General features: G+C 60.1%; 15 protein-coding genes and 1 pseudogene. 9 read left to right on the forward strand and 7 right to left on the reverse strand.

Annotation, left to right across the window (positions count from 1 at the left end; translation table 11 throughout):
- Positions 1 to 90: 90 nt before the first annotated feature.
- Positions 91 to 1389, forward strand: a complete 1299-nt coding sequence (locus P3T16_RS06930) for a tyrosine-type recombinase/integrase (RefSeq protein ID WP_429341654.1) — start codon at positions 91 to 93, stop codon at positions 1387 to 1389.
- 410 nt (positions 1390 to 1799) lie between these two features.
- Positions 1800 to 2336, forward strand: a complete 537-nt coding sequence (locus tag P3T16_RS06935) for a LysR family transcriptional regulator (protein ID WP_429341655.1) — start codon at positions 1800 to 1802, stop codon at positions 2334 to 2336.
- Here the strand turns inward: P3T16_RS06935 and P3T16_RS06940 are convergent.
- The 4 genes from P3T16_RS06940 to P3T16_RS06955 form a co-directional block, all read right to left on the reverse strand.
- Positions 2304 to 4805: a spermidine synthase gene (locus P3T16_RS06940; RefSeq protein ID WP_429341730.1), complete on the reverse strand. Its 2502-nt coding sequence runs from the start codon at positions 4803 to 4805 to the stop codon at positions 2304 to 2306. The genes P3T16_RS06935 and P3T16_RS06940 overlap by 33 nt on opposite strands.
- 108 nt (positions 4806 to 4913) lie before the next feature.
- Positions 4914 to 5684: a protein-L-isoaspartate(D-aspartate) O-methyltransferase gene (locus P3T16_RS06945; RefSeq protein WP_429341731.1), complete on the reverse strand. Its 771-nt coding sequence runs from the start codon at positions 5682 to 5684 to the stop codon at positions 4914 to 4916.
- A 154-nt stretch (positions 5685 to 5838) separates the two neighbouring features.
- Positions 5839 to 6198 carry a hypothetical protein gene (locus tag P3T16_RS06950; protein WP_429341656.1) on the reverse strand — a complete coding sequence of 120 codons (360 nt, stop codon included), beginning with the start codon at positions 6196 to 6198 and terminating at the stop codon, positions 5839 to 5841.
- Positions 6199 to 6290: 92 nt separating this feature from the next.
- Positions 6291 to 6839, reverse strand: a complete 549-nt coding sequence (locus P3T16_RS06955; RefSeq protein ID WP_429341657.1) for a GNAT family N-acetyltransferase — start codon at positions 6837 to 6839, stop codon at positions 6291 to 6293.
- A gap of 208 nt (positions 6840 to 7047) precedes the next feature.
- On the opposite strand from P3T16_RS06955, the pseudogene P3T16_RS06960 reads away from it, so the two are divergent.
- Positions 7048 to 7185 (forward strand): annotated as a pseudogene (locus tag P3T16_RS06960) (NADP-dependent oxidoreductase); the annotation flags it as partial.
- Between the two features lie 57 nt (positions 7186 to 7242).
- Here P3T16_RS06960 and P3T16_RS06965 read toward each other — a convergent pair.
- Positions 7243 to 7383, reverse strand: coding sequence for a hypothetical protein (locus tag P3T16_RS06965; protein WP_429341658.1), 141 nt, complete (start codon positions 7381 to 7383; stop codon positions 7243 to 7245).
- A 1-nt stretch (position 7384) separates the two neighbouring features.
- Here P3T16_RS06965 and P3T16_RS06970 point away from each other — a divergent pair, with 1 nt between their 5' ends.
- The 3 genes from P3T16_RS06970 to P3T16_RS06980 all read left to right on the forward strand — a co-directional run bounded on the left by P3T16_RS06970 (position 7385) and on the right by P3T16_RS06980 (position 8851).
- A complete protein-coding gene (locus P3T16_RS06970) occupies positions 7385 to 7861 on the forward strand; it encodes a hypothetical protein (RefSeq protein WP_429341737.1) in 477 nt (158 codons plus the stop codon).
- Complete coding sequence (locus P3T16_RS06975) at positions 7810 to 8076, forward strand: DUF4148 domain-containing protein (protein WP_429341659.1); 267 nt, start codon at positions 7810 to 7812, stop codon at positions 8074 to 8076. The genes P3T16_RS06970 and P3T16_RS06975 overlap by 52 nt, the downstream gene beginning before the upstream one ends.
- Before the next feature lie 484 nt (positions 8077 to 8560).
- Complete coding sequence (locus P3T16_RS06980; protein ID WP_429341660.1) at positions 8561 to 8851, forward strand: hypothetical protein; 291 nt, start codon at positions 8561 to 8563, stop codon at positions 8849 to 8851.
- 559 nt (positions 8852 to 9410) lie between these two features.
- On the opposite strand, the gene P3T16_RS06985 is transcribed toward P3T16_RS06980, so the two are convergent.
- Positions 9411 to 10325: a LysR family transcriptional regulator gene (locus tag P3T16_RS06985; protein WP_429341732.1), complete on the reverse strand. Its 915-nt coding sequence runs from the start codon at positions 10323 to 10325 to the stop codon at positions 9411 to 9413.
- 92 nt (positions 10326 to 10417) lie between these two features.
- Between P3T16_RS06985 and P3T16_RS06990 the strand changes: the two genes are divergently transcribed.
- The 3 genes from P3T16_RS06990 (at position 10418) to P3T16_RS07000 (ending at position 12464) form a co-directional block, all read left to right on the forward strand.
- Positions 10418 to 11173 carry an SDR family NAD(P)-dependent oxidoreductase gene (locus P3T16_RS06990; protein WP_429259761.1) on the forward strand — a complete coding sequence of 252 codons (756 nt, stop codon included), beginning with the start codon at positions 10418 to 10420 and terminating at the stop codon, positions 11171 to 11173.
- A 199-nt stretch (positions 11174 to 11372) separates the two neighbouring features.
- On the forward strand, positions 11373 to 12002 hold the full coding sequence (locus P3T16_RS06995; protein ID WP_429341661.1) for a glutathione S-transferase family protein: 630 nt from the start codon (positions 11373 to 11375) through the stop codon (positions 12000 to 12002).
- 99 nt (positions 12003 to 12101) lie between these two features.
- On the forward strand, positions 12102 to 12464 hold the full coding sequence (locus P3T16_RS07000) for a nuclear transport factor 2 family protein (protein WP_429341662.1): 363 nt from the start codon (positions 12102 to 12104) through the stop codon (positions 12462 to 12464).
- 93 nt (positions 12465 to 12557) lie between these two features.
- On the opposite strand, the gene P3T16_RS07005 is transcribed toward P3T16_RS07000, so the two are convergent.
- A complete protein-coding gene (locus P3T16_RS07005) occupies positions 12558 to 13142 on the reverse strand; it encodes a TetR/AcrR family transcriptional regulator (protein WP_429259757.1) in 585 nt (194 codons plus the stop codon).
- Between the last annotated feature and the right edge of the window lie 158 nt (positions 13143 to 13300).

The following is a 13300-nucleotide window of genomic DNA, read 5'->3' on the forward strand; positions in this document are numbered from 1 at the left end:
GTACGGACATTTCTTCCTCGGATGGCCTTGTCCGATACCGTCAAATCAGTCTGACGGTATCGGTTGACGGTATACGTTCGAGGAGTCCCTATGCTCACAGACATGCAGTTGCGAGCGCTGAAGCCGGCCAAGAAGATCTGCAAGGTTGCCGATCAGCGGGGGCTATATGCGTCAGTGACGCCGTCAGGCGCGGTGAGCTTCCGGTACGACTACCGGGTGAACGATCGCCGGGAAACCCTGGTTATCGGCCGGTACGATCCATCACTTTCCGCACGGAAGCCACGCAAGCCAGACGAACCCGGATTCGGAATGGCTATTAGCCTCCCGGAAGCCCGGCTTCTACGCGACCAAGCCTACGGAGCAATCCAACGCGGAGAGAGTCCTTCACGTGCGAAAGTCGAGAAACGGGTCGAGGCGACCGAGGCGCTAACGTTTGGTAAGTGGGCGGAGAAATACTTTGTGGAGACCGCTCTTGCCGACTCCACACGAGCGATGCGCAAATCGGTATACGAGCGGAATCTCGCGTCGGAATTTGGCCGGCTGAAGTTGGATGAGATCACGCCCGCACGACTGATGGCGCGCTGCGAGAAGATTAAGGAGAGGGGCGCCGCGGCGCCTGCCGTGCAGGCGCGCGACATCGTTCTGCAGGTTTACCGTTTCGTGCAGGCGCGGGGACTAAAGGTGGACAATCCTGCGGAGGCCATCCGCCCGTCAGCCATCGCCAGCTTCAAGCCGCGCGATCGGGCACTGTCGCCTGCCGAAATCCACGTATTTTTCAGTGCATTGGAACAGACGCCGACGATGCCTACGCTGCGTCTTGCTATCAGATTCATGCTGCTCACGCTGGTGCGCAAGTCCGAGTTTATTCTGGCGATGTGGGGTGAGATAGATTTCGACGCCGCAGTCTGGACAATTCCGAAGGAACGGATGAAGGCCGCTCGCCCCCACATTGTCTATCTGAGCCAACAGGCTCTGGACATTCTGGTCGCATTCAAGACGTACTTCGGAGCGAGTTCGTACGTGCATCCCGGCCGCTATGAGACGGCCTCCCCAATAAGTGCGGCGACTCTGAACCGCGTCATTGACAGCACGGTCAAGCTGATACGCGACGGCGGGGCAGATTTTGATCCTTTCACGGTGCACGATCTGCGTCGGACGGCCAGCACGCTGTTGCACGAAGCAGGGTTCAACACCGATTGGATCGAGAAATGCCTTGCTCACGAACAGCGTGGCGTGCGCGCGGTCTACAACAAGGCGGAGTATGCAGAGCAGAGGAGGGCGATGCTCCAGGCGTGGGCAGATATGCTGGACGGCTGGATTACTACGAATCCAAAGGCGAGCGCCCTAGCGCTGGCACAGCCAGCCAGGACTTGTGAGTACATCTCTTGAGCTCGAACTTCTGTGTGCTCAAGAATGTACCCGTCTGCACTCGGATCGCCATGTTTGACGCTGGACGGCAAGAAACAGAATTCGGCGGTGCGTCGAAAATTTTTCTTGATGAATCGGACTCCTATTTATCCTGCCAAACATTGTTTGGCTCCAGGAGAGGACTCGAATATTAGATGTAGTCGATTGATTATTCGAGAATGAATTTATATTTATGCGCGCGATATACGCACTTGTATACGCAAAAATCTCGTACGTGCGGCCTGATTGTCGGGAGGTGGTGTGTCGCTTTTATGCGGCTTCAAATAGGGCGGGATCGATTCGTCTGCAGATTGCCGTTGCTGGTGCCAGAATAAAGAACGGATAGTGAGCAACCGAGTTGCGGTGAGCATCGCTTGCCGGCAGGAGGCTGTATGGGGTTCGACCGTCAGCAGTTAGAGACTTTCGCCGTCGTCGTGGAACTGCGACATTTCGGGCATGCCGCAAGATCGTTAAATATTACCCGCGGAGCAGTGTCCCAGCGAATTAATGCACTGGAGGAATCTCTGGGGATGCCCCTCCTGGTGCGCGATGGTGCGGCGCCCACGCCTGCGGGCGAAGCACTCTTGAGGCACATACAGGTGATCAGGGCAGGGGGTGGGGGGGGGGGCCAGGGGGCGCAGCCACACAGGACGCCAATTTGGCCGCCCCCCCCCCCCCCCGGGAGGGTATTGGGCGGGGGGGGGGGGGGGGGGCGGGGCCCACCAACCCCCCCCCCCCCCCCCCCCCCCCCCCCCCCCCCCCCCCACCCCCCGTGCCGATTGAATTTTGGCCAGGGACGGAGCGCGGTCGGCTACGCCGACGGCTGTGGAGTTTGGCCGCATGCGCGGCTTTGGCAGCGCCCGGTCGACCTCGGGGTAGGCTCGTTCAGAGCGGAATTAGGGACAAACGGCCGCCGCCGCGACATATAGCAAGAGCGCTATCACTACCACTGCGGTAAATCCAAGATGGATCGCCAACACCGTTGCCAGAACTGCGGCCACTACGGAAGCACAGGCGTTGATGCCCCACGCCCAGGGCACGAGCACTTCGGCGCTTGCGGCAACGCGCCCGAGTCCCAGTGGGAAGGGCATTCCCATCGCAAACGCGAGCGGTGCGACGAGCAGCGCGGAGATGGCGATCCTGGCTGGATCGGGTAGGGAAATCAGCAGCCGGAACAGGGTGGGGAGGATGGCCAGGTAGAGCAGGGAGATAAGGGAGATCGCGAAGACGGCCCTTGTCGGCAGGGACCGACGATCTCTATTCCAGCGCGACCTTGGCGCGGGGTTGGGTAGATGCGCTCCGCCCCCTTGCTGGCGCTGCGAATATCGGCTCCCCAGTCCGGCAAACGAAAGGAACGCGAATAGCACCACCGCGACAGCATAGAGCGGGTGACCTAGGAACAGGATGAACTTTTGGATAAACGCAATTTCGACGAACATGAAGGCGAAACCAATCGCGAGGAAATAGATAGCAACTCGCCGCCCGGATAAGGCCGCTGATGCAGTGGCGTTGCCGACAAAGGTTATCGTTGACGGTGGCGAACTGTGAGCCAGGTGTTGGCGGCGCCTTATCATCCAGAGCGGAAAGAGGATCAATATCAAAGCTGCCAATGTGGCCTGAAGCAGGGTCGCAATCAGCACCGGGTAGCCCCATTCCAGCAAAGGCAAGCCGCCTTGCTCCTTCAAGGCGAGGAGTTCGGGCAGCGAACGCCATTTGAAGAAGTGAAAAAAGTACGGTTTGTCGTCCGTGGCGGGTCGAACATCGAACTTGTAGCGTGCCCAGAACTTGTCGCGATCGGGGCTCAGCAAGGCTTGCGCGGCTTCGAAGAAGTATGGCGTTTCAAGCACGTTATAGCGATTCGCTTCCGCGGCCTGCATCCCGGGGTAGTATCCGACGTCGAATGAGCGGGCACGGCAGAAGTCCCGCAGTGCGACGATTTCCGCGCCACTGAACTCCCCGTTCTTGACCAGCAGCGTCGTAGTCTTCCAGCCGCGGATCAGCACGAGCCGGCGGGAGGGTTGCGCCACGCCGACGCCCTCCATGGCCAGTATCCCCGTCGCAAACAATTTCAGGATGTCGCGTGGCGGCAGCGTGACCCAGCGCGTAATCGCCAGCATGCCGCCAGGGTTGAGATGGCGAAGATAGTCCTGGAACGCTTGCACCGTGTACAAATAGCTCTCGGAAAGCGCGTAAAGACCGGCCGACGAGGCGCTAAACGAATCCAGCAGCGCGACCTGGATGAGATCATAGCGCTCGCCGTGCCCAGCGATGAAGCTGCGCGCTTCGCCGGTAAAGACGTGAACGTTGGGTGCGCTGTAAGGCTTGCCGGAGAAGTCGGCAAAGCGGCCTTGCACCGCGTCGATCACCTGCGGATTCAGTTCCACCGCGTCGATTGCGCTCGCCCGGTGGTAAAGCGCCTGCAACACATCGGCCCCGGCGCCGCTGCCAAGTACCAGGACTCTGGGGCGCTCCATCAAGTGGTAGGGAAGCGCGGAGGTGAGGTAGTCCAGATAACTGAGCGGCTCGCGCCGTCCGTCATAGCGATTGAGCGCGGCGAGCCCGTCACCATCAGTAAACACTCCCAACTGTGGCGGCGGCTCCATGGTCGCGTTGAGGCTCAGCCCCGGTGCGTGGCGGAAAGGAATCAAAGGGCTTTCCACTACCGTGATGAGACCCAGTGGGCTCGAGCTTTCAGCGACCACGTGTGCGTCTTTGATGCGCAGGGTCTGGCTCAATTCCTTGTACTCGGACGGCCGTAGAGCGACCCAGTCGCGTGGCAGGATGGTCGGCAAAATGGCCGCGGCTCCCACCAACAGCACCGGCAACCAGTGTCGATGCCAGCGGCACTCGATGCATGCCAGCGCCGCTGCCGCCAGACCCACACCGCCCAGAAGGCGGAGCGCATCCAGCGGAGCAAGGACAAAAAGCGCAACGATGATGGCGAGGCTGCCTAATCCGGCTCCCACAATATCAAAACTGTAAATGCGGGGAATCTGATCATTGAACCGTGTGAAGGTGAGACAGACACTGGTCGCGGCGCAAAAGAAAGGGACGAACAGGAGCAGATAAATCAGGAGCAGGCGCAGCGGCTGCTGCGGATCCCACAGAATCTCCAGGGGGTTGAACGCGACACGCTGGGCGAGCGCAAAAGAGGCGACCGCGGAAACGCCGAACAGAATGGCGCCGCCAGCGAACACGGCCGTAAACCTGGGCGCCAGCCAGCGCTGCGCTAACGCCACCATCGCACCGGCTGCACCGTACCCCAGCAGGGCGACACTGATCATCATATAGGCGAAGTGGTGCCAAAGGATGATGGAAAACAGGCGCATCAACAGGATCTCGTAGCCGAGCGCGGCGGCCGAGAGCAGGGAGAGGGCGAGCAAAGGCGGAGCGGGCATGATCGCGTGAATGGGAATGGATGCGGTATGAAGGATGCGCTCGACCAGAGACAAGGCAGATGCACGGGATCGCCATGTCCATTCGCCCTGTCACACCTCATCCCAGAATCAGTGCCCGGCCAATGGCACGAATCTGACGGGCAAGATCTGTTTGGTGGAAACCGTTCCGTCGTCCGATTTTTCGATCAGCAGCAGGTACTGGGTCAGAAACTGCGCGCCCACCGGAATAACCATTCTGCCGCCCGGCTTCAATTGCCGCATGAGGGGGGGAGGGACATGGCTGGCAGCGGCGGTGACGATGATGGCGTCGTAGGGCGCGTGGGCTTCCCACCCGTAGTAGCCGTCGCCCACCCTGGTTTCCACTTGCTTGTACGCGAGCCGTTGCAGACGCTCCTGCGCTTGCGTTCCCAAGGGCTCGACGATCTCGATCGTATATACCGCTCGTGCCAGACCTGCCAGGATTGCCGCCTGGTAGCCGGAGCCGGTGCCGACCTCGAGCACGACATCAGTGGGCTTAACCATCATCAGGTCGGTCATCAGGGCAACAATGTAAGGCTGCGAGATTGTCTGACCATAGCCGATGGGAAGCGGCCTGTTCTCGTATGCGTTGTGCTCCTGCTCGGGCGGAACAAACTTGTGGCGAGGCACCTGTTCCATGGCCGCCATGACGCGCGCATCGATGGCATGCCTGCCGGTTTCGGTGCCGGTGTCAGCAGTCAGTGCTGCGATCTCCTTGACCATTCTCTCCCGGCGTAGCGCAAAATCGTCGCCGGCGTGAACACCGGAATACCGCCACACCAATGCAATTGCCGGAATCAGGATGCGCAGCCAGAGCGTCATCGGTCTCACAATGGTCCCTGTTGCCTGACCTACCGTAATTCTACGCTCATGCGCGGGCTGGCTTCGCGTCAAACACGTCCGGCGGCCTGTCATGCATCAGGCCGGCCTCTCGCCATTTCCGAACTGGCAAACGTCCGCATCCTCCGCGCTGAGTGATTGAAGTACCATGGCGCAGCCGCACGTCCTGTGTAACTCATCCCGCGTTGCCCAGCCGGCAGCACCGCGCTCGACACCAGATCGGGATGCGGCGGAAAATATCCGGGTCTTCCGCTGACGCAGTCTGACCGGCGGGATAGTGGTCGTTGCTGACGATTGCGTCGAGCCTGCCGGCAACGTTCAGGGCGGCGCCCGGCAATCCGGCCGGACTTTCGGCGCGAACATACTCCGCGTGTGGATGCAACCGCAGGAACTGTTCGAGGACGGCCTGATCGCTGAATTGCCTGTCGTGAACGAGGACACGAAATCCGGCTTCGCCAAGAGCATCCACTGCCGGAGGCCCCGCATAGCCGGTAGAGTTTGTGACGAGTGCTATAGGCGTAGAACTTGTGGACATCGGTTTTTCCCAAGGGGTGGCAAGCCAACTCAAGGCGCGACGGGCAGATCGAGGCCGAGCTTCTTCAATGAACGGCGATCCGGCCGAAAAGCTCAGGCCTGGATCTCTTCCGCTTTTTTCAGTGCAGCGATGTCGTGCACGGCGCGGACAGAGAATCCAAGTTTTTCGTATACTTTGGCGGCGCCGCTATTCCCGTCCTTGACGTGAAGAAAAGCCGTATCGCCGCGTTCGACGATCTGCTTCGTGATCGAGGCGACAAGGACGTTGGCATAACCTTTACCCCGATGGTCCGGGTGCGTGCAGACGCCGCTGATTTCCGTCAGCCCGTCAAGGCGAAAGCGTTCGCCCGCCATCGCAATGAGGGAGGCGTTCCCGTCAAAGATGCCGAGATAGCGCCCGATCGTCACCGTGCGCTCCTCCATCGGTCCGGGCTGCGTCAGGCGTGCCAGGGTCACCATCGCAGCGCCATCGGACAGATCGAGCTCCCTCATCATAGGCGCCGTCGTACCGCTGACCGGTGCGCGGAAACTCCTCTGCGTGCAGATCATCTGCAGAAACGGATAGCGCCACTGGGTTTCCCAGACGTCCGGCACCGACTCTCCTCTGGTGCCGAACAGACCGATCGTTTCGCCAACCTTCACGATATCAGCCAGTGCTGCCCACGACTCGGAGGCCAGAGGATTTTCGAGTGCTGCTATCGGCGAAATGTCTGGCTGATAGCGCCTCGCTCGACCCTCGCCGATGCCGAAATATCTTTGAGGACCTGTGAGTGCATGCCATACCGGATTGTCCAACAGGTGCATAGGTGCTACCTCGTAAATTTGCGGAGGACCCGATGGGCTTTCTAACGCCCTGGCGGCAGCCTGTCCTCACGGCATCGAAGTCTATTTCGAGAACGTTGGCGGTCCGATCTGGAACGCGGTCCTGCCGCTGCTCAATCGCTACGCCCGGATCCCGGTCTGCTGCCTCGGCGCTCAATCCAACGATCCGAAACCGGCTCGTGGTTCCGCCGGTCGCGATGATACTGACAAGAGGAGCCGGCGATCACTCGAAGGCTGCACGATGCTTCGCGATGAACGCCTCGAGCGTCATGGGCGGGCGTCCGCCGAGCTTCTCGACGAGGTCGTTGGTGCCCTCGAAGATGCCGTTCTGATGGTCTACCAGGACCTCCTTCAGGTGTTGCACGGTGAAGGAATCGCCCGGAGTCTCGGATTTCCCCCCCCAGTTCGCCGTACAGGTTCCGGGAGGACGCGCCCTCTGCCGGGATTTGCCTGCCGGACTTCAGCATCTGCAAAAAGGCGTCCAAGCTGATCTGCTTGTATTCGACGGACTTGCCGAGCGCCCGGCTCACAACCTCTGCCGTCTCGCGGTATGTGTATTCGACCGGGCCGAAGAGGGGATAGATCTTCCCCTTGTGGCCGGCGGGGTCCTCGAGGATGCCGGCGATGACGCGGCCCTGGTCCTCGGCGGCGATCGGGGCGTGCTTGCCGGTGCCGAACGGCACGTGGAGCAGGCCGGCCTTGATCATCGGAGCGATGTACAGCAGCCACTCGGCGAAGTAGGTCGGCCGGATGTGGGCGACCGTCAGTCCCGACCAGTCGAAGACCCGGTGTGCTCGGTGTACCAGTTGTTTCGTTGGCTCAACAGGCGAACGCACCTTTAACCCGCGCGCAAGTTCGCGCCGAACTCGTCCAGCTGGAGCAGGCCGGCTACAATCCGGCAAACGCGAACACAGTTGACTTTCCTACAAACAGCCAGTTCGCCCAAGCACCCGCGTCAGAGCAAGATAGTGGGCACGGCCCCGCCGTTAGCGGCACGTCGCAATCTGGGCGCCCCACAAGCACCAGCGGCATGAAGCCGGTCTTCTTCGGTCAATAACCTGTCTTGTTGGCTATCGGGTTCTGCCCGGTTGCGCGGCTTCATTGCCATCCAGCGATCAAGATTTTCGCGCGCCCTGTCGAGCAGCGCCGGATCGCGGCGAATCTTTTAGGCAATCAGCCGGTGCAGTGCGAGACTGCGCCGATGTTTCTCCAGATGCAGATGTGCGGGATACGGAGATTGCGAACTCATTGCAGCCTAGTCCCATTCAGTTACGCAGCAGGTAGAGCACAGTCTATAGAACGATAGTCGCAATTCGACCCAATTGCGGACGTTGGCTGAAGGCACCGGGATTTTGCACCGCTTCCCAGGTTTACTACGAAGGCACAGCGACTACACTTGGTATGGGCCGCGGAAATCAGGTGCGTGGCCTTCTCAATTTCTTCCACGCACTACACGCTGTCGAAAAGAGCAGTTGCACGCTGCACACTTTGTTCGTGCGGCATGCTCGTCTCGCTGGTTCATCAAACAGGAGGATGCAATCATGCAAACTGTTATAAGGAGATTTTCCGGAAAGGGTGCAAAGGAGTTGTTCGATCTGCTGGAGAAGCGCACGGCTGACGTCGAGGAGCTGATGCGTTCGGTCAAAGGCTTTGTCGGCTACACCCTCGCACGCAGCGACGATGGCGGATTCTCGGTGACTGTTTGCGAGGACAAGGCAGGCATTGATGAAAGCGTGCAAAAGGCGAAGGACTGGATCGCGAAAAACGCCGAAAGCACGGGCGTGGGCGCGCCGGAGATATCGGAGGGATCAGTCCTCATTCACCTGAAGTAACTTTGCCTTTCGACTGGCAGCGCGTGAGTTCAGCGGGCGGATTGGGACGTACGCAACCGGCCTCACCGTCCACTCCTCACGCCACGTCTTGCCTGATTCGTTCAGACGTGCCTTTTGCAAATCCTCCGGGCTCATCACAATGCGGCACTTCTGGCTCTCTTGCCGCCTGACTGCATTCAACTGACCCATGTCCGTACTATTCGGAAAAGCGGAGCGGGCAATCTGTTTTCTTCTTCATCGAGCGGCGAGTCGCGAACAAGCGGGCGTACGCGACTCATGTCAAACGTTGAACGGCTGCTTCGGAGGGGACTGACTGGCCTGAGTGGGTCGAACTGAGCGGACGGAGGCCGGGATGCGACTGCCTCTTCATCCACTCAGCATCGGACCGTGTTCGGCCAGTTTGGGACGTTTGCTGCCTTGCTCCCGCAGACATCCGAACGCCGGTTTCGTCCACGCAAGGGCCATTGATCGACACAGGATGCAGATGGTTAAGCGTGTTCTTGCGACGCTATATGCTCTGCTAGCCTGCACTATTTCGAGATGTACCCTGCGGACGCCATCACTTTGCGCTCCAATCTGCCGTGGTCAGCCTGGTGATGAAGAAATCGGCCAGGGCGCTAACCTTTGCTGGTCGTGCGCGCGCAGTGGGTGTGACGAAATAAATGCCGCCTTCGGGCAAGCGCCAGTCAGCCAAAATCGGTTCAAGCTGATGGTCGGAAAAGTACTGCGTCGCAACAAATTCAGGGAGTTCAGTGATGGCAAGTCCCGCGAGGACCGTGGGCAGCAAGGCTTCCACGCTCGTTCCTCGCAACGCCCCGGTTGGTGTAACCGCGCATTCCTCGCCACTTTTGTGGGTAAAGCGCCAAACGTCGCGCTTACTCCTGTTCATGTAGGTAAGACACGGGTGGGCGCCCAGATCTTGTGGGTGCTGCGGACGACCATAGCGAGCCAGGTAGGCGGGGGATGCCACGACAAACCGACGCACGTGTGCAATGTGACGCGCGACGAGAGATGAGTCTTCCATGATGGCGATGCGCAGGGCGGCATCGAAGCCTTCGCCAATCAGATCGGCATGGGCATCCGTGAGATGAAGATCCACGGAAATATCCGGGTAGGTCTGGAAAAATTCGGGTAGCTGCGGGGCAACCCACCGGGCGCCAAAAGTAAGCGGCGCAGCGAGCTTGACGAGACCACGCGGTCGGCTTGAGGTCTCACGGGCGAAATCCTCGGCCTCCTCGGCGTCGGCATAGATTTTCGCCGCTCGTTCGGCGAGTGTGTGGCCATAGTCCGTGAGTGCAAGTCGTCGGGAGGTACGGTTGAACAGTCGGCCTCCCAGCCGCTCTTCAAGGCGGGTAACCGCCCGAGAGACCGTGGCGACCGAGACACCCATGGCCGTGGCCGCCGCAGCGAACGAACCTTCTTCGGCGACCTTCGCGAACATCGCGAGCCCTTCGAAATCCGGGAGCTTTGACATCGACAATCCTGCAACGATGGTTTTCATTCATTTCTATTTCGAAAAATAGCATGCGGCCGTAGATTTGTCTCACCCCACTTAGGAGATAGATCGTGGTACGCAGACTCGAAGGAAAAATTGCCGTCGTCACCGGCGGCACGACCGGCATCGGCCTGGCCACCGCCAGGCGTTTCGCAACTGAAGGCGCGCAGGTCTTTGTTACCGGCCGACGTCAAGCCGAGCTCGATGCGGCCGTTGCGGCGATCGGGCCGAGGGCCACTGGCATCCAGGCGGATTCCGCCAGTCTCAGCGATCTCAATAGTCTCTACGAGCGTGTGAAGACAGAGGCAGGTCGTATCGATGTGCTGTTCGTCAATGCCGGTGGCGGCTCCATGCAGTCTTTGGGATCAATCACCGAAGAGCAATATGACGACACGTTCGGTCGCAACGTAAAGGGCGTGCTCTTCACGGTGCAGAAGGCACTGCCGCTGCTGGTCGACGGTGGCTCAGTAATCCTTACTGCTTCCAACGTCAGCATCAAAGGCACACCAGCGTTCAGCGTCTATAGCGCCTCGAAGGCCGCGGTGCGCAACTTTGCCAGAAGCTGGACGCTCGACCTGAAGTCTCGCGGCATCCGCGTGAACGTCATCAGCCCCGGCCCGATCAAGACACCTGGCCTCGTTAACCTGGCCGGCCCCGATGCCACACAGCAGCAAGGCCTGCTCGACTACATGGCCTCGACCGTCCCACTTGGGCGCGTCGGTGATCCCGACGACGTCGCAGGTGCAGCCGTTTTCCTCGCCTCCTCCGATGCGAGCTTCATTGCCGGCACCGAACTCTTCGTCGACGGCGGACAAGCTCAGATTTAACAAGATGTCCGAGAGCCGCTGCGGGCTCTCGGACCACCCACTCAATTCCAGCAGCGCTTCAAACGTCGCCACAGGCGATCAATCACAAAGGACATTGCCATGAGCAACCAGACCTATGTTCCTCGACGGTCGCCGCTCCTGACACATTTCCTGGAGCGGCTTGGTCCGCTCCCGTCTGCCACCAGGAAAAAATACGACAATGATTGAAGTTCTCGCATTCCCCACGCCCAACAGCGTCAAAGTCCCGATCGCATTGGAAGAGATGGCGCTCGACTATCGGCTCGTTCCCGTCGATCTGCGCCAGGGCGAGCAGAAGACTGACGCCTTCAAGGCGATGAATCCCAACGCGAAAGTCCCCGTTCTCATCGACCGTTCCGTTCTCGGAGACGGCGATGTGGTCCTCAGCGAATCCGCCGCGATCCTGGTCTACCTTGCTGAGAAGACCGGACAGCTTCTTCCGAAGAATGGCCCCCACCGGGGCAAGGTCTTCGAGCAGCTCTTCTTCCACGCGTCCGGCCTCAGCCCGGCGTTCCTCCAGGCGTTTCTGGTCGCGAATCAGTCGTCGCCCCAACCTGAGGCCCAGACGCGCGCGCTATTGGAGGTTGACCGGACGCTGGGCGTGCTCAATCACGGCCTTAAGCATCAACGGTACGTTGCAGGTGACGCCTACAGTATTGCGGACATCGCCCATTTCGGGTGGGCGTGGCGCCATCAGGCGGTCGGTGCAACCCTCGACAAGTTCCCATTCGTCGCTCGATGGTACGCCGAGATCTCGGCTCGACCTGCGGTTGCCAGAGGCATCGCAAAGACCTTGGCGCTTGCTCAGTAATTCGACCGCTGTATCGCTATAGCCTGTATCGCTATAGCTAGCATCGATTTCCAGTGGCAGGCCATTGAGAGACAACTACTTGCCTTAAGGAGGCAGCGAATGTCCAACAGCATTCCGACCCTGCTGAGACGCAATCTCGACGTCTTCGGTGAGAACGATGCCGCGCGCCGGCGCGCGGTTATCGACGAAATTTTCACCGAGGATTGCGTGTTCTGTGATCCCAACAACGGCATCTTCCGCGGCCGTGACGAGATTGATCGGATCGCGGGCGCGATCAAGGCAACTCACCCCGATTTCCAGTACCAGCCAATCGCTGAGCCCGATGTGTCGGGCGATGGCGGGCGGATCCGATGGGTATCCGGCCGTCCAGGTGAGGCTCCAGCTTACGCTGGAACTGACTTCATCGTTGCCCGGGAAGGCCGCATAGCCGCCGTTTATCTCTTCTTCGACACGCTGCCCTAATCGGGGCGCTATGGTACGTGGCTGATCGGCATGACGCTCCAGATCGACGCCCTGCGGGCGCCGATGCTGGACCACTCCGTGCAGCATGGCCGGTCAGGCAACGCGAGTCCCCCGGGGCCTTGCAGATTTTCCCCGACCGCTTTGAGCTGGCCATGCCTGCATGGCGACATCTGCGATCGCCTTCAGCTTTTGCGGGCCGCCTCCGTCTCGTGCCTGAACGGCCATTCCGCGAGTCACGGCGCTGTAGAAGGCAGCAAGTGCGGGCACGTCGGTGTCGGGCGGTAAGTCGCCGTCTTCGACCCCCTTGCGCAACCGCTGCGCCATCATCTCTTCAGCGTTTGCGCGGTGCTCGGCCATCGTCTCGCGAATAGAAGCGAGTTCGGGGGGCAGGTGAGTGCCGGCCAGAGAGATCATGCAGCCCGATGGGTGGCTGTTTCGAGTGAACTCCACGACGGTGGCATCGAGAAGTTTCTTGAATGCCTCTCGCGTGTCGGCCGTGCCGAACAGTCTGCCAGCGAACCAGACTTCGGACATGCTCAGGTATGCGTCAGTCGCTTCCTTGTAGAGCTGCTCCTTGCTGCCAAACGAGTTATAGAAGCTCGAGGGGCTGATCCCCATGGCCTGGATCAACTGGTCGAAGGAGGCGCCTTCGTATCCATGCTCCCAGAAGAGCTTCATGGCCCGGTTCAGAGCTTCCGTACGATCAAAGGTTGAGGGCCTGCCGCGGCCGCGCCGGGGTTGCGTATCTTTTTTTGTAGTCATGGCTCCAAAAATAATTGACATGCTGTGGAGATGAACCTATTCTGCCATAACGGAGCGATCGCTCCAATAATCAA

The sequence above is a fragment of the Paraburkholderia sp. GAS42 genome (assembly GCF_050436565.1).
Taxonomy (GTDB): Bacteria; Pseudomonadota; Gammaproteobacteria; order Burkholderiales; family Burkholderiaceae; genus Paraburkholderia.